Source organism: Paenibacillus sp. J22R3 (genome assembly GCF_056269305.1).
Window position 1 is genome coordinate 134,208 of the sequence record NZ_JBWDNS010000002.1, and the last position, 21,484, is coordinate 155,691.

A 21,484-nucleotide genomic window follows, 5' to 3' on the forward strand; every position below is an offset into this window, starting at 1 on the left:
GGAGGAACAAATAAGATGATCAATCTGATGATTGTGGACGATGAGCCTTTAGTCAGACTCGTATTGCGTCATATGATCACCTCTCAACATGCGGATATTCACATCGTCGGAGAAGCATCTGACGGTCAAGAAGCGATTCACTTCATTGCGCAGCATCCTGAAATTGATATCGTTTGCGTGGATATTCAGATGCCCAAGATGAACGGATTACAATTTCTTATACAGCTGGGTCAGCTTGAGCTGACGAAGCCGGTATATCCGATCGTATTAAGTGCATTTCATGATTACGATTACGTGAGGGAAGCGTTTATTAACGGGGCCAAGGATTATATGCTCAAAGCAAACATGGATGAAGCCACTCTTGCGCCAATTCTGTCTAAAGCCGTGAATGAAGTCATGAAGCATAAAGAGGCAATCCCCGTGGAAGAAGCGGCGGCTGACAGGAGTCCGACCGTAAGTGCTGAGAAGAATTTGGAGCCCTTGCTTATTTCCCTGTTTAACGATGAACAACTGGAAACTTCTGCTCGCAGTGAAGCCTTTGCTGAGCTGAAGTGCCTGCTTGGTGAAGTGAATCTTGTTGCGGCTTCGGTTAAATTGTCACAAGCTCATGTAACGGACAGCTCTGCGAGATTTATTAAACAAACCATTCGGACAGTCATGGAGTCCCAAGCTATCCCAGCTGTAATTCTGGATCGACATCCGCGTGAGTACACCTTGCTGATGGCGTTTCCCCATCATCGCAGCGAGACGTCTGCGCGTGAAAACATCCATGGTGTATTGACGACAGTAAGCGTACGTTTAAAGCAATTTATGAATGTTTCTGTCTCCATTGGAGTCAGCGACTGGGGCAGGAGTTCATGGGAATGGATTGCTTTGGCGGAGCAGTCGTCTAATGCCGCAGAGCTGTGTTATTATCGCGGGTTTGATAAAGTTTTTTTTCCTGAAGCTATACCGGTATCCAAACAAACGCCGGAGCAGCTTGTGCGTTTACAATCCTTCCTGGGGCAGTTACGGATTGCAAGGGCTGATGTGGTGAAGGGTCTTACTATATCGGATGCCGTACATTGGCGAATGCGGTATACCCAATTTCGTATGCTGCTCTTGCAGGCTGCTGAAAGTTTGAAACCCGAAGTCATTAAATCGGAGTTTACCGAGATGATATGGGAAATTGGCGCGATCCTCTATCCGAGTGGACTGCGTTGGCAGCAGCTCCAGGAGGAGGTTAGTAATCCACTGGACTTTATCGGGCAGTTTGACACGATGAGGGGCATTTCGGAATGGATGGAGGGCACGCTGGGCCGAATCCATGACTTGATTCATGAGCATGCATGCAAGCAGCAGGAGAGATATTCACTTCCTGTCGCGAAAGCAAAAACGTTCATAGACAAACACTTTTGCGAGGATATAACGCTCCCGTCAATCAGTCAAATGGTAGGCGTCAGTGGGAGCTATCTAAGTAAACAGTTTTCCAGGGAAGTCGGAAGCAGTTTCATTCAATATTTGACGAAGCTGAGAATTGAAGAGGCGAAACGATTAATGGGAAGCGGGCTGAAAGTTTGCGAGGTGTCCGATCGGGTCGGTTATATGAATCCGGAGCATTTCAGTCGTATTTTCAAAAAAATAACAGGTCACAGTCCGAAGGCACATCGCGGAGTCTCGATGATCGTATAAGCGAAATGGATACTCTAATGGTTATTTTCTCTTGTTTTGCTAAGGGAAACTAATAATTAGAGTTTTTTTGCGAAATAAAACACGAAAAATAACAAAAAATATCATTTTTTTATCAATAATCATCATTTGAATGCGTTTTCATCATCTGTAAGATACAAAGTATCGTAGGAAACTCGTGGATGGGGGGTGCATTTAAGAAGTGCGCGTATCAAGCAAGGAGTACATAGCTGTTCACACAATCCTTAGCGGGCCGCAAGGCAACTGACAATGGAGGTCATGAATTTGAGGTTATTGAAGAAGACGATCAGTTTGATCACAACGGCGACACTTGTTTTCTCATCGGGAATCATCCCGATGCAAGGGATTGCAAATGTACTGGGCAGCACGGTTGCTCAGGCCGCGCAAGTCGATCAAACCTACAATTCCAACTTGGATGATGCGAGTACCTGGCTGCAATCCGGAACCGCAGCGATTACATCGGCAGGCGGCAAACTGACCATCAGCGAGCCGACAAATGATGGTTCCTACCAAAATTTTATCATCGATTCCAACTCGCCTGCAGTTGCAGATGGAGATTATACGGCTACCCTTACTACGAAATCCGGTTCACAAAACCGTTATGGAATCGTAGTTCGCTATATTGACGCTAATAACTGGGTTTACCTGGGTAATGAACCCGGCGAAGGCTGGTTCATGAATTGGAAAAGCGATGGCACGGAAGATTGGTATGGATACTTCGGGGCTGACTTTCCGATCGCTGCCGGGACTCCTGAGGTTGGCGTTCCGCTCAAACTAAACATCAAGTATACGGGCAAAGATTTTGTCGTGTCTATTAACGATACTCAGGTGCTGGATAGCAAGGAGGCGCCTGACTTCGAGGAGAAGTCAGCCTCCATCCCAACGGCAGCAGGTAAAGAAGGGGTAATCTCCTTCAAATGGACGCATAACTTTGAAGTATCTGCTTCCACGCTGAAGTATATCCAAGATACGGCAGCACAGCCGAAGTTGAATACGTATACGAACAATTTCGATACGGGCACGGATGCCAATCTCGCTGACAATGGGACTGATAAGTCAGATACGGCTATCAGTGGAGTAACCTCTTACTCCGGAATGAGCGGGAAGTTTCTGGCCGCTCAGCAAACCGGTAATAACGTCTTCTATTTCAGCGATATGCCCGATATTGCGGATGGTACCGTTGAAATGAAATTCGGTATCGATGGCGGAGCAGCCGAACAATTCTGCCCTGCCGTAAGGGTGAAGGATGCCTCGCATTATTCCTTGGTCTGCCGAGATCCTAACGGATGGCTTTGGGATGGGTTTAATGGTTCCGCAGAAGTATGGGGAACAACCCAGAATAAAGCGGAGTCCCTTGTTCCGGGAAAAATCTACACCTTGAAAGAAACATTTGTTGGGGATACGTACGAGATTTATTTGGATGGCAGACTGATTTACTCCTCCACGACGGGCAATAAATTGCCGACAGCTGCGGGTAAAATCGGTTTCCGCTCCTACTTCGGTGCGAAATCTCTCAATATCGATAGTGTGAAAGTTACGGATACGGACAATAACGTTGTCTATGATCGTAACTTTGATAATGAAACAGCGCCGGTTGCCAATATCGGAACGGTGACGACGAACGCCACCTATTCATTGAAGACGCCGCTGCCGGGCTTTGACGGTAGAGTGGTTAAAGTAGTGACAACGGATGGGACAAGTCAAGTCGCGGATAGTAAATCGCCTATGATCAGTAATGGCTCATATAGCGCACGACTTCAGCTTGACGGTACGTACACGGATGCCGGACTTCTGTTCCGTTATCAAGATGAGAGCAATTGGAGTGCCGTAAGAACCGACAGTGACGGGAACTGGAAGCTGGTCGGGATGAATGACGGCACGAATGTAAGCTTTGATTTAACAAGTGCACCGCAGTCTCTCGGCACGACGCCTCATCTAGTGAAAATTGATTACCATGGTGATGATTACTCACTTAGCGTAGACGGGACTGAGCTTTATGCCGGTACGAATCCCGGTTTATTCAGCTCCTATGGCCGCGTAGGCGTATCGACACACGCGGAATCACTCACTACAATACTGGATGAAATGAAAGTAGAGTATGATCAGAACGATCTGTATACACCAGCTAAACCTACCAAGTACGTCAGAGATTATACAGATGGCGTAACGGGAACGTGGAAAAACAATGCCGATGGATCTACTTACTCTCCGGCACCAGTTATTACGGATAATAAGCTCGTGCTTAACAGCTTTTTCGGTGAAATTTATGACAACGATTCCCTTGAAATGCAAGATGGCACTTATACCGTGAAATTTACCACAAGCTCCAGCACGGGCAGGATTGGATTCTATTTCCGATATACATCACCAAGCCAGCCGTTTGCGATGATTTATTATGGCGGCGGCAAGGAGTGGGGATGGCAGACGGATGGGGGTCACTATGGCGTGCTGACGTCGAACGGACCAACATTGCTGCCTGACACCGAATATACAGTGAAAATAAAGTATATCGGACAAAGTGTCAAAGTGTTTGTCAACGATGTACTCGCTGTTAGCGGATCTGCTGACTTCCCTGTAGTAGAAGGCAAAGTGGGTCTGCGAAGCTGGTTTGACGCTAAGAAAATTACGATCAGCAAGTTATCGCAAGAGAGATATATTTCGCCGGTGCCGCCAACAACGGGAACACTGACGCCTATTACAATCACATCGAGCAAATTAAGCGTCGAGCTCGACAATCGTTTCCCGACTGTTCGCAGCTACAGTTGGGTAGGCGGTGAAGTAACCGATACGCTCCAAGGTCAAAGCGACTTCTTGAGTACAGTAAAGATTAACGGGAATGAGAGTTTCGCGACCGTGGTTAGTGCGATGAAAACAGCCAGCGATACTGTAGTTTATAAGCTAAATGTACCTGTAATCGATGATAATACGGAAGCCGTTATCGGCAATGTGGAGTTGGACGTCACCTTCAAGGTTACAAACGGATCCGTTCTTATGAATACGCATATTAATGCGGAGCCGGAAGGTTATAAAGTAGTCACACTGGAGTTCCCGGATCAGAAATTGGTGACCGTCTCCAGCGCGAATCCGAATGCGCAAGGCGCATCCGTATGGATTACCGGGGAATGGAATCAATTCTATGAAGAGTATTATACGAATGATGCGGCATTCGGTCAGAAGCTTGCCGATCAAGAAGCAGACAGTAAGAGCAGAACCTATGGTTTCGTCAGCGATGGCAAACTCGCTGCGACAATCATCAATAATGTTATTAACCAACCTGGGAAAGTGAATATGAATATCGCGGCCGAGAATGGCACTTCGAACAAGCTGCTCTCGATGTGGAACGGACAGTGGAATGTAAGAGGCGACGTCATTGATGACGCGAAATTCCCTCCTAACTATGATTTGTCGTCCGAGATCATTATCACACCGGACAGAAACAACAATAGTACGGCAGATTGGAAAGACGCAGCGATCGAGTACAGAGACAAATGGTCTCAGAATCTCCATCCCGGAGCAGATGAGATCAACAATTATGTATCGTATATCGCAATGAACTTTAACAGCTTAACGCAGGCTCCATTCTTAAGAACATTGGATAATGCGAAGAAACTGTACAATCTGTACGACGGCTTTGGTCAGTTAATCCTTGAAAAAGGCTATCAGGCTGAAGGACATGATGACAGCCATCCGGACGTTGCGGGACACTTTGGTATCCGCCCGGGCGGACTCAAGGATTTCAACACGCTTGTCGATGAAGGGTTGAAATATAACGTTAAAGTCGGCGTTCATACCAACATTGACGGTCAAGACCCGGATGCTTATTATGCGGAAAAAGACAAATGGACGAGCTCGGGTTCCGCCTATGATTGGGTCGATCCGACCTATGGACCGGACCGTGCCCAGGATCTCTCTACAGGTGAACTGGAGAGAAGATATGCACAGCTTAAGCAAGAAGTTCCGAATCTAGCCATGGTTTATGATGATGTTTATAGCGGTGCAGGCTGGCATGCGGATCAGTTCGCGAACATCATCCAGAACAAGCTGGGTTTCTGGTTCGCAACCGAGTTCTCCGGACCAATGGAACAGAACGTCATCTGGACACACTGGGGAACGGACCCTTATTACCCTAGTAAAACAGACGGCAGTATGATCGTTCGTTTCATGAAGAACCAATACCAAGATACGTTCCAAGCGCCAAGTCCGGCAACGAGCGTGCTCCTGAGAGGGATGCTGCAAGCAGGTGTCGGTTCATGGCAGGGCAGAACAGATATGCAGAACGGTATCGATTTGTTCTACAACAACAATCTACTGACGAAATACATGCAGCACTTCCCGATTATGAACCTTACCTATGACAGTACAGGTATGGATCAAAGCGTCGTATTCAGCAACGGCGTAACGGCAACTTTGGATGAGTATCATGCAAGCCCATCCAATGCGAATTTGATTCTCGGTACGGCGTCTCTCAAGAAGAACGGCAAGAAAATTGCTGTTTATGATGTCGTGCTGGACAAAGCGGCTGGCGACACGGGAATCGGACAATTGGATGTTCAGAATCAGAAATCCCAATTGTTCCTGCCGTGGGATCCGCAAAACGAATCGAAAATTTATTATTGGAATCCTATAGGCGGTGCAACGACTTGGGATATGCCAAACAGCTGGAACGGCTTATCCTCGGTTGAAATGTACAAGCTGACGGATACCGGCCGTGTCTGGGAGCGGACTCTTCCTGTTGTGGACGGTAAAGTAACGATCGACAACACAACGGTCGGCGTTCCTTATGTGGTCTATAAGTCTAAAGCTGACGAACAAGGCTCGACGATTCAACAAGCGGGCGAATGGGGCGTTGGCGGACCGGTCAAAGATCCGGGCTTCGACAGCAGCAGCTTCACTTCCTGGCAGAAATCTTCAACCACAAACGCCACTGCAAGTCATGTTACGGTTAAGCATGATTACAACATGAACAACTATGTAAGAATTAGCGGTGTGGACGATGCGACACTTTCACAAACCGTATCCGGCTTAACACCTGGTAAGACCTATACGGCTTCTGTATGGGTGGATATCAATAACGGTACAGGTAGTAATATAGACGATCAAGCTGCCAGCACCACGAATAGAAACGCGTACCTACAAGTGTCTAACTATGGTGGACCTGTGTTGATGAATACGATCAACGCTTCGAAGGTTTTGAATTTGGAAGAGCCTAGTAAATTTAAAGGCACCTACTTCCAACGGCTAGAGGTTGATTTCACGGCAGACCAGTCGGGCAAAGCGACGATTGCTTTGAAGGCAGATGCAGTCACTGCAGCCACATCCAATGTATGGTTCGATGATGTGAGATTGTGGGAAAATCCGGGAAGAACGGATTTTGGCTCTCATTACTTCTATGAGGATTTCGAGAATGTATCGGAAGGACTTGGGCCATTCGCATTCCGGGCAAACAGCGGTAATCAGACTCATCTTGCGGAGAAAGCAAGCGATGGGCTGAAAGCAGCGGATCCGAATGTGAAGCAGCCGATGACGTATGTTATTGATGGCTTGTTCTCCTTAAAGTCGAACGAACAAGATCTCATTAATCGCACAACTTCCGTGCAAGAGATTGCGGCTACATTGCCATCTACGCTGAAGCTTAAAGCGAATACGACGTATAAAGTCGGACTGAAATACGAAGCGAACCAAGCCGGTCTGTATCAGATTTCGGCGAAGTCACGCTCTGGCGGACCGAAACAAAGCGTATTGTTATCTGAAGCAACGGGAACTGGAAAGAGCAATATCCCAGACTGGACATTCCCTATTATTAAATCAACCGGTACAGCCAGTGCTGAGCTGACATTTAATACGGGCAATTACAGCGATTACTACATTGCATTCGAAGTTGTAAGAGCACCAGGTGCTCCAACGTTGTCGGCAATTGATGTAGTCGTGGTTCTGGATGATTTCTTCGTGGATGATCTGGATGCGGTTTCGGCTAATCATGCGCCGGTTATCGGTACGATTGCTCCGATCTCTGTACAGACAGGAGAGACCGTAAGCTTTACTGTTCCGGCTACAGATGAGGATGGGGACGACCTTGCATTCAGTGCTTCGAATTTACCGGCAGATGCAACGCTTGATGCAGCGACCGGCGAATTCCAATGGGCGAACGCAACAGCAGGCAATTACGTCATTACGGTAACGGCTACAGACGGCGAATTGTCGAGCAGTACGGAAGTTACGATTAAAATAACGACTGCGAATGTTGACCCAACACCGTATATACCGCCTACACCGACTCCTCCGACAACAGTCGTAACGGAAGGTCATGTAGCGCTGAAAGCAACGCCGGATGCATCCGGACAAGCAGCGGTGAAGGTAACGGGAGCAGAGCTGCTTCAAGCGGGCGAAGGGAAAACGAAATCCGTCAAGGTAACGGCAGCGGCGGATGTGGTTAGCACAGTCAAAGGCATTGTGTTCCAGCTGCCGGCGCAGCAAGTGAACCGATTGGCAGACGATAAGAAATCGTTGGTGCTGGATGCAGGTCTGGCAACGGTATCGTTCGATGCAGGCATGTGGAACGCGATTATCGGCGATAGCAGCAATGAAGTAGAGCTATCGGTGAAACAGGTCGATGGATCTAGGTTGAACGAGCAAACCAGAGCGCAGATCGGCGATCACATTATATATGACTTTACGCTAACTGTAGACGGTACTAAGGTAAGTCAGTTCAAGAAGAAGGACGTAACGGTTGAACTGCCATACCAGCTGAAAGCAGGAGAGAATCCGAACCAAGTCGTGGTGTACTACGTGAACGACGAAGGCAAGCTGGAAGTGGTGAAGAACGCGAAATATGACAAGAAGACTCAAACCGTCACGTTCTCGCCGGAGCACTTCAGCTACTATGCAGCAGGCTCGTCAGCTATCCAATTCGGAGATATTGAAACGGTAGCGTGGGCGAAGGACAGCATTGAAGCGCTGGCTGCACGCGGAGTCTTGCAAGGCGTTGAGGACAATCGCTTCGCACCGCAAGGGCAAGTGACGCGGGCAGCCTTCATCATGATGCTGATCCAAGCACTGGACCTGCAAGCAGCAGCGGCGGGCACAGAAACAGGGTTCACTGATGTGAAGAGCGGCCAGTGGTACTCGGATGCCATTGCAGCGGCGAAGCAGCTGGGCATCGTAACCGGTAAGCAAGACGGAAGCTTCGGCGTGAATGACAGCATCACGCGCCAAGACATGGCGGTCATCCTCTACCGTGCGCTTCAACTGGCGAAACCGGAAGCTGGCTCAGCAGCATCGTTCACAGATCAAGGCGCAATCTCGGCTTATGCGCAAGAAGCTGTGCTTGCCGTGCAAGAGGCAGGCTTGATGAACGGCCTTGGCAATGGCAGCTTCGCCCCTAAAGGCGAGACTACCAGAGCTCAAGCGGCTGTAACGATTTACCGCGTAATGAATTCCTTGTAAGGAAGAAGAGAACCGCCAATACGTGAACAGACGTATTGGCGGTTTGTTTTATTGGACAAACAACGCATGCAACTGTCATCAAAATGAAGCTTATGTAATATTTCTTAACATTTTACGTTAAATTCGTGATATTTTTTGAAGAATTATTAATTGTGCATAAATATTCATAGTGTTGTAACACGCTCATCTAAACTGCGTTCATTGAACGTAGCTGGCTCATACTCGTATTCCGCGCGGTCTATTTCGGGAGGCCTTTCATTTTGCCTGCCGGAAATTAATAATTCCTGTAACTGGAAACTATAAATTAAAAAAACTAGTAAAACCAACGGTTTCAAAACCTATAAGAAATACTATTCACTCAACTGCTTTAATGAAGTAATTGGTAAACGCGGTGAAGATTATTGTCAAATTGAGGCGCCGCGCCAACGCGTTGAAGCGAATAGTGCCTACTGCATAAAAATACACTCCGCCTACTTTGGGACTATTTTTCGAATGTAGCCGTATGCAACCGATCCATCCAATTCCCCCAACTCATGACATGTTTAAATCTTGTAAATGCAAGACTTCGGTAGATTGGGATGTTAAAAACGCTTTCTTTTATGCTGAAATTCCCCCAATATACTGTAAATGTCAAATCGATTACAATGATTTCGAAGTCAAGCAGCCTAACTGCAGCATCAAATACAAGCGTTCGAAAGGAGTCATTTAATAGGGGATTTGGTCGTTTGAAGGCAAACTTGGTAAAGAAGTTCTAAAGATTTCAGAAAAGGCTATGAATCTCGCGAAAAAGTTTTGAGAAAATTCTAATAGTTTGGTATATTTCAACAAAAGTCAATTTATGTAATCATTTTGTTGAGATCATGGGGAGGAATGAACAAGATGAGGAAGGTATCGAATTGGTTTTCCTGTTTGTCTGTCATCGCTCTTGTTGGAGTAATGTTGGCGGGGTGCAGCGGTAATAACAATGCAAACAACGCCAATACAACAACGAACAACAAACCTGCTAATACAACTGAAGCAACGAACACTACCACAAACACCGACACTACGACTGAAACACCCGCGACTCCTGATCCAAACACGCCTGTAGACGGCGGAACCATGACGATTGGCACATTCTCCGATATCGTCTCTGTAAATCCTATTTATATCAATGACACTTCTTCCGGCGATATTGAAACATTAATCAACGCCAAGTTATACGACGTAGACCGCAATGCCAACCTGGTAGTTGAGCCTTGGTCGATTGCTGCCGAGCTTCCAGTGATCAGCGCAGACGGCAAATCATATACAGTCAAAATCAAAAGCACTGCAAAATGGAACGACGGTCAGCCGCTTACTGCAGACGACGTTCTCTTCACCTTCAACACTGTTAAAAACCCTGATGCCGGCGCACCTGGTATCAGCACAGTCGACAAAATCGATACCATCACGAAAGTCGATGATACGACGATTGAATTCAAACTGAAGCAAGTGTATGCACCATTCCAATACACGCTTGCCAGCTCCCTAGTTCCTTCCCACATCTTGAAGGATGTGCCGGTTAAAGAACTGAGCAAGAACGCATACGGCGTAGATCCAGCGAAAACCGTTACAAGCGGTCCGTGGAAATTCGCCGAGTGGAAACAAGGCCAATACATTACGCTGGAAGCGAACCCGAACTACTGGGGCGAGAAGAAGCCGCACTTGGCTAAGATCATCTACAAAATTTACGCTGACCAAAATACAGAAGTACAAGCCCTGATCAAAGGCGACATTCAAATGTCTCCGGCGATTCCGGTTACCCAAATCGATGCGATTAAGGCGAAAGAGAATCTGAACGTGATTCTTGCTCCGGGTCCTCAATACGAATACGTACAGTTCAACTTTAAGGATGAGAACTTCCCTGATAAATATTCACCGTTCAAAGGTCAGAAGACACGTCAAGCCATTGCTACTGCACTGAACCGTCAAGGTATGGTCGACAATGTTCTTAAAGGAACCGGTAAGCTGATGAACTCGCCATTCCTGCCGGGTTCATGGGCAGATCCGGGTGACCAAGCCGTTAACTACGCTTATGACGCTGAGAAGGCCAAAGCACTTCTGGCTGAAGACGGCTGGGTAGCGGGCAAAGACGGTATCCTTGTGAAAGACGGACACCGCTTCTCCTTCGAACTGCAATACAACGCCGGCAACAGCCGTCGTGAGCAAGTTGCCGCAATCATTCAGCAAAACCTGAAGGATGTTGGCGTTGAAGTAACTCCTAAGGGCATTGACTTTGCAACATGGATCGACCAGAACATCACGCCTGGTAAATTCCCTGCCATTCTGCTTTCATGGTCCTTGTCTAACCCGGATCCGGATGCAGAGAGCATCTTCTCTTCGAAATATTACCCGCCAACCGGCCAAAACGGCGGCTGGTATAAGAACGAAGCAATCGACGCTTTGTGGACCAAAGGTCAACTGACTACGGATCAAACAGAGCGCGCAAATGTGTACCATGAAATCGGCAAACAAATCTCGGTTGACCTTCCTTATGTATTCTTGTACCAATATGGTCTTCCGCAAGTTGTAGACGGCACGAAGATCCACTGGGCTGAAGAAGACAAACCGGAATCTGCCCTCGGCTACGGCTACTTGTACCATGCAATCAACTGGTGGGCAACAGAATAGGTTCGACAATCATACTGTATAGCTGAACAAGGGAAGGGCCAACAGGCCCTTCTCTTGTGTTCAGTAAAAGGAGGGGCGCTGGAATGACTGAATATATGATACGCCGAACACTGCAATCCGTCCTTGTACTATTTTTAATTTCGATTCTTACGTTCCTCATGATTCACGCCGCACCCGGCGGACCTACGAAGATATTTTTAGCCCCCGGCTTATCACCGGAAGCTGGAGCGATACAAGCCCATAACTTGGGGCTCGACCGTCCCATCTTTGTACAATATACGATTTGGTTAGGTAATCTGCTTACGGGCGATCTCGGCTATACGTTTAAGAATCATATTCCGGTCGGCGACATTCTATGGCCAACCGTGCAAAACACAATGGTATTAATGGGCGCTGCATGGCTCTTCTCGCTCTTGATCGCAATTCCTTGGGGGATTTATAACAGTACAGCCGAATATGGACTTTCCGACCAGACGGCCAACTTCGTTTCCTATGTTGGATTCGCGATGCCGACGTTCTGGTTTGGCATTATATTGCAGGAGTATTTCTCACTCAAGCTTGATCTGCTGCCTTTATCGGATATGTATACCATGGGCAAAGAGGGCAACCTCGGCGACCTGTTCCTGCACCTGATTCTTCCGGTATCCGTGCTGACGCTCGGATTTCTGGCTGCGTACACGAAGTATTCGCGAGCAAGCATGCTGGAGGTATTGAACCAGGATTATATTCGTACCGCTCGCGCGAAAGGGCTGAAAGAGGGAAGGGTTATTTTTCGCCATGCCCTGCGCAATGCACTGATTCCGATCATTACGATTCTGGGTCTCGACCTGCCGATTCTGGTAGGCGGAGCCGCTCTAACAGAGCGTGTGTTCAACTGGCCGGGAATGGGACGCTTATTCGTAGATATGGCTGTGGCAAGGGAATACTCCGTGCTGATGTCCATCACGCTGATCGTATCCGTTATCGTCGTCGTCGGCAATTTGATTGCCGATATCTTATACGCCGTTGTTGATCCAAGGGTGCAATTAGGCTCTAAAGGAGGCGCGGCATCATGAGTAACGCAGTGCTTGAGAAGAAGTCGGCCTCCGGAACCCAAGCGGCCTTGGACAAACGTCCGGACGGACCGTGGAAGACCGCGTGGAAGAAGTTTCGCACAAACCCTTTTGCCGTGACAGGACTTGTGATCCTCTCTATATTTGTTATTGCCGCGCTGGGTGCAAGATGGTTTTCACCTTATGATCCTACGCGGATCGATATGATGTTTCCGAATTTGCCGGCAGGGACAGATGGTCATCTGCTCGGCACCGATGAGCTGGGCCGGGATATTTTCTCCAGATTGCTGCATAGCTCGCAGATCTCGCTTACCGTTGGTTTCTCCGTGGCTTTTGTATCCGTATTTATCGGTACGCTTGTCGGCGCGTTTGCCGGTTACTTCGGAGGCTGGGTAGATACGATTGCGATGCGTTTCGTTGACGTCATGAACTCGATTCCGACGTTGTTCCTGAACATTTTGATCTTGGCTATATTTGGTTCGAAGATTAGTTACATGATTCTGATTCTTGCTTTGACGAGCTGGATGGGCGTAGCCAGACTTGTCCGCGGCACGTACTTGCAGCTTCGCGAAATGCAGTATGTAGAAGCAGCTAAGGCTACGGGCGTTTCTGACCTTGGCATCATTTTCCGACACCTGCTTCGCAATGCTTCGGCACCGATTATCGTTACGGCAACACTCATGGTAGGCGGAGCGATTCTGAGTGAATCGGCCCTTTCCTACCTTGGACTCGGCGTTCAGACGCCGAATACAAGCTGGGGACTGATGCTGAGCAACGCGCAGGAATTTATGCTGACTGACCCGATTCAAGCGATTTATCCGGGGTTATGTATCTTGCTTGTCGTGCTGGCGGTTAATTTTATCGGCGATGGCATTCGCGATGGCTTGGATCCTAGGAAGACAACGATTCCTCGAAGGAGGCTGGACAGATGGCGGAAAAAATTCTCCAAATCCGGAATTTAACAACTGGCTTTCTGTCTGATAGAGGTTTAGCCAAGGCGACGGATCGCGTTTCGTTCGATTTGGAAAAAGGAAAAACGCTATGCGTCGTCGGCGAATCCGGCAGCGGCAAAAGCGTTACGGCCATGTCCGTCATGCGTCTCATCGATTATGCAGGCGGCTTGATTGTAGATGGCGAAGTGCTGTTTAACGGTCAAGATCTGGTGAAGAAGAAACAATCCGACATGCTCAAAATCCGCGGCAATTTGATTACGATGATCTTCCAAGATCCGATGTCTGCACTTAATCCGGTCTTTACGGTCGGTGACCAGATTTCAGAAGCGCTGCGTATTCATAAAGGCTTAAAGAAGAAGGAAGCTTGGCGGCAAAGCATCGAGATGCTGCGCCGCGTCGGCATTCCCGCACCGGAAATTCGCGCGAAGCAGTATCCGTATGAGATGTCCGGAGGCATGTGCCAGCGTGTCGTCATTGCCATGGCGCTCGCCTGCAACCCGGAGCTGCTGATTGCGGATGAGCCGACAACGGCGCTGGACGTGACGGTTCAGGCGCAGATTCTGGACTTGCTGCTCCAGTTGAAGAAAGAGTTCAATATGTCGATGCTGCTGATTACCCATGATATGGGCGTAGCAGCTGAGGTGGCAGACCGCATTGCGGTCATGTACGCGGGAACCGTAGTGGAAGAAGGAACGGTGAAGGAAATTTTCGATGGGCCTCGTCATCCGTATACGATTGGGCTGCTTAAATCCATTCCGGGCTTAGAAGGGGAACGGGGCGGCGATCTGTATACGATCAAAGGCTCGATTCCGCCGATCAGCCAGCTGCCGGAAGGCTGTCGTTTCCACCCGCGCTGTCCGTATGCCATGGATATTTGCCGTCATAAGGAGCCGGCGATGCAGACTTCACCATCGGGGCATAAGGCTGCATGCTGGCTGGATGATCATGATGGAGCAGATCCAAGGCCCGGCGCATTCAGCAGCCAAGAGCTGAAAGTGACAATTAAGAGCAAGCTGGAGGTGGCACATTCATGAGCGGCCAATATTTGATCGAAGCCTCCAATGTGAAGAAGTATTTCCCCATTAAGAGCGGATTGCTCAATCGTGTCGTAGGACAGGTTAAGGCGATCGATGATGTATCGTTCGGTATCCGTGCCGGAGAAACCTTCGGCCTCGTAGGCGAGTCCGGCTGCGGCAAGTCTACACTTGCCCGCGTATTGCTGAATCTGAAGCAAGCAACAGCCGGAGAAATTAAGTTCGAGGGCCGGAATATTCAAGAGGTAGGAACGAGCGAGCTTCGCAAGCTTCGGGAAGAGATGCAAATTATTTTCCAGGATCCGTTCGGTTCTTTGAACCCTCGGTTTCTTGTACGAGATCTGATTGGCGAGCCGCTCAAGGTTCACCGCAGAATGACGGCTAAGGAAATCGATGACCGCGTCGTGGAATTGATGGAGCTGGTCGGCTTGGATGCTTCACGCCGCAATCGGTACCCGCATGAGTTCTCAGGCGGTCAGCGTCAGCGGATCGGCATTGCCCGGGCAATAGCGCTCAATCCCAAATTCATCGTGGCCGACGAAGCGGTGTCGGCGCTGGACGTTTCCGTTCAGTCGCAGGTGCTCAATCTGATGGTGAAGCTGCAGAAGGAATTGGGTCTGACTTATCTGTTTATTGCGCACGGCCTTAACGTCGTCCGGCATATTTCCGATCGTGTAGGGGTTATGTATTTGGGCAAAATGGTCGAAGTAGGGCCGACAGAGGAACTGTTCGCCAAGCCGCTTCATCCCTATACGTCGGTGCTGCTGTCGGCCATTCCGCAGCCGACAACCGAGCGGAAGAAGGATCGCATCATATTGGAGGGAGATGTTCCGTCTCCGGCCAATCCGCCTTCGGGCTGCCGCTTCCACCCGCGCTGTCCGTTCGCGCAGGAACGGTGCAAGACAGAGGAGCCGGTGCTGCGCGTCGTCATGGATGAGCGGCAAGTAGCGTGTCACTATCCGCTGCATAGCTGATTTGTATAGAAGAAGCTGTCTCGAAAGTGTAGTAACACTTTTGGGGCAGCTTTTTTTTGTTCGTTTGAGAGGGGCAACGCAATTTGAGCAAAGGGAAGGCAAATACGAAGAGAGGTACTGGGTACCTCACTTGCGCTTGCAATGGTGGTTTTGGGAGAAAGAGAGGTACTGGGTACCTCGCATGTGGGTGAAAAGGTGGTTTGGTGTAAAAGAGAGGTACTGGGTACCTTTCATGAGTGAAAAGTAGCTCGTCCAGAGATCTAAATTGGCGGGAAATTCGGGGAAACGGGTGCAAGTAGCTAATCTCTTCAAGGTATCGTCGGGGATAACATTCTGCTCAACGAACAGGTCACTTTAACGTCACTGGATCAGAGACAACATTACTTTTGAAGCAGCCTTGCGTTTATCATAGGTGCATTATGGAAAAAATTAACCTATTACTTACAAGGAGCCTGCCTATGGATGCATCTACTCAGTCACAACCGTTTTCCACCGTGCTGGCTGATAATAATGATTTGCTGCATGCTATTTACTCGGATTGCAAAGATGTGATGTTCCGCGAATTCTCGATAGGGGATACCACGGATGCATTTGTTGTATATATTGATGGATTAGTTAATGTAGAGCTGCTGGATCAGCATGTCATCAGGCCCTTGCTAGAGCTGCCGGCTGAGGCATCCGGCGACATGACGTCGGAGCGGCTTGCTTCTATTCTGACGTTGTCCCTTGTGCTGGAGCACGATGCATTGGAAGATGCCATCGCATGTTTATCCAATGGTTGCGGGCTGCTCGTCATTGATGGCATGAGACAGGGGATTTCAATTGGACTTGCCAAGTGGGAGAAGCGTTCCATCGAGGAGCCGGGAGCGGAAGCAGTCGTTCGTGGACCAAGGGAAGGGTTCACCGAGACGATTAGTGTCAATACGGCGATGATTCGCCGTAAAATCAAAACGCCTTCGCTCAAAATGGTTCCTTACTATCTCGGACGCCAAACCCGTACGGAGGTGCTCATCTCGTTTATCGAAGGCATCGCAGAGCCATCATTGATCGAAGAGGTGCGAGAGCGTATCGAGAGGATCGATATTGACGGCATATTAGAGAGCGGTTATATCGAAGGATTAATTGAAGACAATCCGTTCTCCCCTTTTCCGCAAATTCAAGTGACGGAGCGGCCGGATGTCGTGAGCGCATCCTTGCTCGAGGGGCGAGTCGCTATTCTCGTAGATGGTACACCGTTTGTGCTGATTGCCCCTGCAACACTGTTCACGATGCTGCAATCGCCGGAAGACTACTATCAGCGTTTCTTGATCGGTACGTTCATCCGGTGGCTGCGCTACCTATTCTTTATTATGACGCTCATCTTGCCGTCCCTCTACGTAGCGATTATGACGTTTCACCAAGAGATGGTTCCGACCTCGCTGCTGCTCAGCATCGCGAAATCCAGAGAGGATATTCCGTTCCCGGCGCTTGTGGAGGCTTTGCTCATGGAGGTCTCATTCGAGGCGCTCCGCGAAGCCGGCGTACGCTTGCCAAGACAAGTCGGCGCCGCTGTCAGTATCGTAGGCGCGCTTGTAATCGGACAAGCAGCGACTTCGGCCGGACTGGTATCCGCACCAATGGTCATGGTGGTTGCCATCACGGGTATCGCCTCATTCATGATGCCCCAGTACAGCAGCGGCATCGCGATTCGGATGCTGCGTTTCCCGATAATGGTTCTATCCGGCATGCTCGGTCTGCTTGGGCTCATGCTCGGTGTTATTGTGGTTGTCATCCATCTGTGTTCCCTGCGCTCTCTTGGGATCCCCTATCTGCAGCCACTCGCACCGATGAAAGGAAGCGAGATGAAGGATGTGCTTGTACGTGCACCAATTTGGATGATGCGCAAGAGACCTTATGTGTCGAACAAGGCACCGAACAGAACGAGAGTGGCGGCAGGCCAGAAGCCGGGTCCACCCCAAGGGAATGAGTCGCCATGATGGAGAAAGGTCGAATTTCACCACTGCAGCTTTCCTATCTCTTGCATCCGTATATTCTGGCGACGTTAGTCTTAAGCGCACCGGCTATATCTATGGTCACAGCGGGCAGGGATATGTGGGCAACTCCGATCCTAGCAGGAGTATTCGCCTGCTTGATTGTCGTTCTTATGTTCGCCCTGCATCTCAGGTACCCGAATGAAACTTTTATCGAATATATTGAATCGATTCTCGGGCGTTATCTGGGCAAAAGCTTAGCGCTGATCTATGTGGTATCGATTATTTATACCAACGCGATGGTGCTCCGCCAATACGGCGAATTTATTTCCACAACGTTTCTCATTCAGACGCCGATGATCGTGATCGTCATTTGTCTGATGATTGTTTGTGCATATGCCTTGTATATGGGGTTGGAGGCATGGACCCGTGCAGCTCAACTGCTCATTCCAATTGCGCTCGCCATTATCCTTGTGATGCTCATCATTATGATCCCGGATATGAGTTTGAAGGAAATGTACCCGGTTATGGAATACGGACCGTTTCCCTTGCTAAGAGGTTCGATTCTTCCTGCTTCGTGGTTCTCACAGTACTTTATTATCTCGACGTTCCTGCCTTACGTGACTAAGAATAAAGGCGATAAACTCAAATGGTCGTTGATCAGTGTGGCATCCGTCACGATTACAATGGTACTGATCAACCTTTCCATCCTGTTCATGTTCGGTAACTTAAGCAAAGCGTTCAACTATCCGTTTCTCGTCGCGGTTCGTTATATTTCATTATCGGACTTCTTGGAACATATCGAATCGTTGCTGATGGCAACGTGGTTGATCGGAATCTTTATTAAGGTGACCGTTAATTTCTATGGCTCTGTCCTGTGGACCGCCCAGTGGCTGAAGCTGCCGAATTATCGGACGATCATTGCGCCTATTGGGCTGCTCGTTATCCTCGTCAGCATATGGTGTGCGCCTAACTATCAAATGCTGCGTGTTACCTTGGGTACCAGCGTGCCTGTATACACCTTTCTCATGCAAATGCTCGTTCCTGCTTTGCTGCTCCTAATCGCGATCTTCAAGGGGAGGAAAAGGCATGAAAGCTAAGTGGCGGTCTCGTTTACTCCCCCAAGTCATGTGCGTATGCGGGCTGTTTCTGCTTACCGGTTGTTGGGATCGAATCGAAATCAATGATCTTGCGCTGATTACGGGAGCAGCGATCGATAGGACGAGCAGTAACGAAGTCGATTTGTCCTTGCAAATCTATGTCCCCAGAGCTGCAGGCGGAGGCGGAGTGGGCATGGGAGATAAGGGCGGGAGCGGGACATCCAACACATTCGTGCTGACGTCAACAGGGGTGAATATTGCCGATGCCCTATCCCATATGCAGGACAAGCTCTCGAGGAAACTGTTTTGGGGACATGCCGAAGTCATCATATTTGGTGAGGGAGCGGCTAAGTTAGGCATCCGTGACGATGTGGATTACCTCATGCGAGCACCGCAGCCAAGAGAGCGTGCCTATATTTATGTCTGTCGTAGTAAGGCGAAGAGTGTGCTCGCGATCCAGTCTACATTGGAGCGAGATACATCTGAGGTACTGCGGGAGCTCGCTAAGAGCAAAAGCACCATGAGCTTTACGCTGGCCGAGGTCTCCGAAATGCTGACTGAGAAGGCCGATGCTTTTGCGCTGCCGTGGTTAAGGGAGCTTAAGCCTCCTAATTCTTCGAACATCGGGTCGGCCCGCTATCAGAATGGAACGGCGATCTTCAAAAACGGCCGTATGGTGGGCCTTGTAGACGAACAAACAACGAGAGGCCTGCTATGGCTTCGCAATGAAATCGATTATGCGATCGTAACGGTCGTGCCGAAAGGAGAAGACGGGTCCGTATCCGTACAGATGCTGAGAAGCCAAACCAAGCTCATCCCGCATATCAGTGATGGGAAATGGAGTATGACGGTACGTATTCATTCGGAGAACGATACCCTGCAGAATGCGACCAGCATCAATTTGGCTTCAAGTGAAGCGGGCGTCAGGAAGGTGGAGCGTGCGCTTGAGCAGGACATGAAGAAGGAGATCGGAAATGCGCTTAGACGAATTCAATTGGGGATGCAGGCAGATGTATTTGACTTTGCAGGTGAATTTCACCGGGCTTATCCGCAAATATGGCAACGTACCGAGAATGACTGGGATGAGCAGTTTCCGAAAGTGGAGGTTAAGATTGAACCCGATGCCGTTTTGCTGCGTCCGGGATTATCTAATGTAAGGGCAAGATCTAGCGATTAGGAGCGAAGGCTATGACTTGGAAATCCATTCCCGCGTTATTGACATGCAGTTTGATCGTGAGCGTTCTACAGTGGTACTGGGTACGCAATGCTCCGAGGAAAGAGCGGATTGCTTATTTTGCATTATTGGCGATTGGCTTTGGGCTTGGCGTGCTGCTGTATGTTTATCCTCGGCTTCCGGGTCCTTCGGAGCTTCTGGAGCTGTGGTTTGGCCCGCTTGGCAGGCTGCTGATTGGCAGCGGGCAGGGACAATCATGAACGAGATGCGAATCGGCGGCAAGCAGTTGTTCTGGTTGATCGCGACCATGCAAGCAGGCATGACCATATTGCTAACGATTAATCCGGCTCTTGTAACCGCCAAGCAGGATGCGTGGCTGTCGATGGTGCTTGCAAGCGTCTTTAGCACATTTATTGCTTTTGTATGCGCGCGGCTCAGTCAGCTGTATCCCGGAAAAACCTTTGTGGAGTATGTGCTGCTCATTGTCGGCAAATGGGCAGGTCATCTGCTTATTTTCCTGTACTTCATTTACTGGTACAGCGTTCTCGCGATCATCTTACGCCAATATGCGGATTTTATTGCAGCTACGATATTGCCGAAAACGCCCATGATTGTTCCGATTATTGGTATGCTCTTTGTTGCGATCTATGTAGCGAGTGCCGGAATTGAAGTCATTGCACGCTGCAGCGAGGTGTTCGGGCCGCCTATCCTGCTTGGCATCTTCTTGCCGCTCGTCTTGAGCTCCAAAGGCTTTAATTGGAATCATATACTTCCTGTGTATACCGATACGGGCATTAAAACGATCTTGAAGGGCTCACTCCCGACGACGACCTTCTTAGGCGATTGCATCATTCTCATCATGCTGTTTGCCTTCGTTTCGAATCCGAAATCGGGCACAAAACCGGCTATGCTTGGCGTAGGGACGGCAGGGCTGCTGACGTCCCTCTCGACCTTTCTGATAGTGGGAGTCATTGGTTATGGCGCCGGAGCGGGGCTGACCTTTCCGTTCTTCAATCTAATCCGCTACATGACGTATTTTGATTTTCTCCAAAATCTGGACTCGCTCGTCATCGCCATCTGGATCATTAGTGTGTTTATTAAAGTCTCGCTCTATTTCTTCGTCAGCACCTATGGGACCGCCCAGTGGCTGGGGGTGAAGAAGTGGAAGCGGCTCATGTGGGGGGTAGCGCCTTTCGTGATGCTGCTCTCCTTTATTCCCAAAGATTTCATCGAGAGCTCGGTCTATTTCCCGCAGAAAATCGCCATTCCATACCTCCTTCCGGTTCATTGTGTAGGTGTGCCGCTTCTGCTGTGGGGCATTGCTAAGCTAAGGTTAAGGGGCCGCAGCGCCGAAGGCAGAAAATAACTATTGCGGACAGGGGAGCAAACGAGCGATACTTGTTCTATACAATCATAGACGGACGACTATATTCCCTCCCGCAG

12 protein-coding genes are annotated in these 21,484 nt (G+C 49.1%); all 12 read left to right on the forward strand.

Features of this window, described 5'->3' with window-relative positions; genetic code table 11:
• Positions 1 to 15: 15 nt before the first annotated feature.
• Positions 16 to 1,671 carry a response regulator transcription factor gene (locus AC0YN4_RS08930; RefSeq protein ID WP_475781127.1) on the forward strand — a complete coding sequence of 552 codons (1,656 nt, stop codon included), beginning with the start codon at positions 16 to 18 and terminating at the stop codon, positions 1,669 to 1,671.
• A gap of 282 nt (positions 1,672 to 1,953) precedes the next feature.
• Positions 1,954 to 9,132, forward strand: coding sequence for an endo-alpha-N-acetylgalactosaminidase family protein (locus AC0YN4_RS08935; protein WP_475835627.1), 7,179 nt, complete (start codon positions 1,954 to 1,956; stop codon positions 9,130 to 9,132).
• A gap of 879 nt (positions 9,133 to 10,011) precedes the next feature.
• A complete protein-coding gene (locus tag AC0YN4_RS08940; protein WP_475781129.1) occupies positions 10,012 to 11,784 on the forward strand; it encodes an ABC transporter substrate-binding protein in 1,773 nt (590 codons plus the stop codon).
• An 83-nt stretch (positions 11,785 to 11,867) separates the two neighbouring features.
• Positions 11,868 to 12,839: an ABC transporter permease gene (locus AC0YN4_RS08945; protein ID WP_091212472.1), complete on the forward strand. Its 972-nt coding sequence runs from the start codon at positions 11,868 to 11,870 to the stop codon at positions 12,837 to 12,839.
• Positions 12,836 to 13,798 carry an ABC transporter permease gene (locus AC0YN4_RS08950; RefSeq protein WP_475781130.1) on the forward strand — a complete coding sequence of 321 codons (963 nt, stop codon included), beginning with the start codon at positions 12,836 to 12,838 and terminating at the stop codon, positions 13,796 to 13,798. The genes AC0YN4_RS08945 and AC0YN4_RS08950 overlap by 4 nt, the downstream gene beginning before the upstream one ends.
• The gene (locus AC0YN4_RS08955; protein WP_475781131.1) at positions 13,765 to 14,823 is read left to right on the forward strand and encodes an ABC transporter ATP-binding protein; all 1,059 of its coding nucleotides are present in this window, start codon (positions 13,765 to 13,767) and stop codon (positions 14,821 to 14,823) included. The genes AC0YN4_RS08950 and AC0YN4_RS08955 overlap by 34 nt, the downstream gene beginning before the upstream one ends.
• Positions 14,820 to 15,797: an ABC transporter ATP-binding protein gene (locus tag AC0YN4_RS08960; RefSeq protein ID WP_475781132.1), complete on the forward strand. Its 978-nt coding sequence runs from the start codon at positions 14,820 to 14,822 to the stop codon at positions 15,795 to 15,797. The genes AC0YN4_RS08955 and AC0YN4_RS08960 overlap by 4 nt, the downstream gene beginning before the upstream one ends.
• A gap of 458 nt (positions 15,798 to 16,255) precedes the next feature.
• Complete coding sequence (locus AC0YN4_RS08965; RefSeq protein ID WP_475835628.1) at positions 16,256 to 17,773, forward strand: spore germination protein; 1,518 nt, start codon at positions 16,256 to 16,258, stop codon at positions 17,771 to 17,773.
• Positions 17,770 to 18,867: a GerAB/ArcD/ProY family transporter gene (locus AC0YN4_RS08970; protein ID WP_475835629.1), complete on the forward strand. Its 1,098-nt coding sequence runs from the start codon at positions 17,770 to 17,772 to the stop codon at positions 18,865 to 18,867. The genes AC0YN4_RS08965 and AC0YN4_RS08970 overlap by 4 nt, the downstream gene beginning before the upstream one ends.
• Positions 18,857 to 20,044, forward strand: a complete 1,188-nt coding sequence (locus AC0YN4_RS08975; RefSeq protein WP_475781135.1) for a Ger(x)C family spore germination protein — start codon at positions 18,857 to 18,859, stop codon at positions 20,042 to 20,044. Before AC0YN4_RS08970 ends, AC0YN4_RS08975 begins: the two co-directional genes overlap by 11 nt.
• 11 nt (positions 20,045 to 20,055) lie before the next feature.
• A complete protein-coding gene (locus AC0YN4_RS08980) occupies positions 20,056 to 20,301 on the forward strand; it encodes a hypothetical protein (RefSeq protein WP_475781136.1) in 246 nt (81 codons plus the stop codon).
• Positions 20,298 to 21,407, forward strand: coding sequence for a GerAB/ArcD/ProY family transporter (locus tag AC0YN4_RS08985; protein ID WP_475781137.1), 1,110 nt, complete (start codon positions 20,298 to 20,300; stop codon positions 21,405 to 21,407). The genes AC0YN4_RS08980 and AC0YN4_RS08985 overlap by 4 nt, the downstream gene beginning before the upstream one ends.
• Positions 21,408 to 21,484 lie beyond the last annotated feature (77 nt).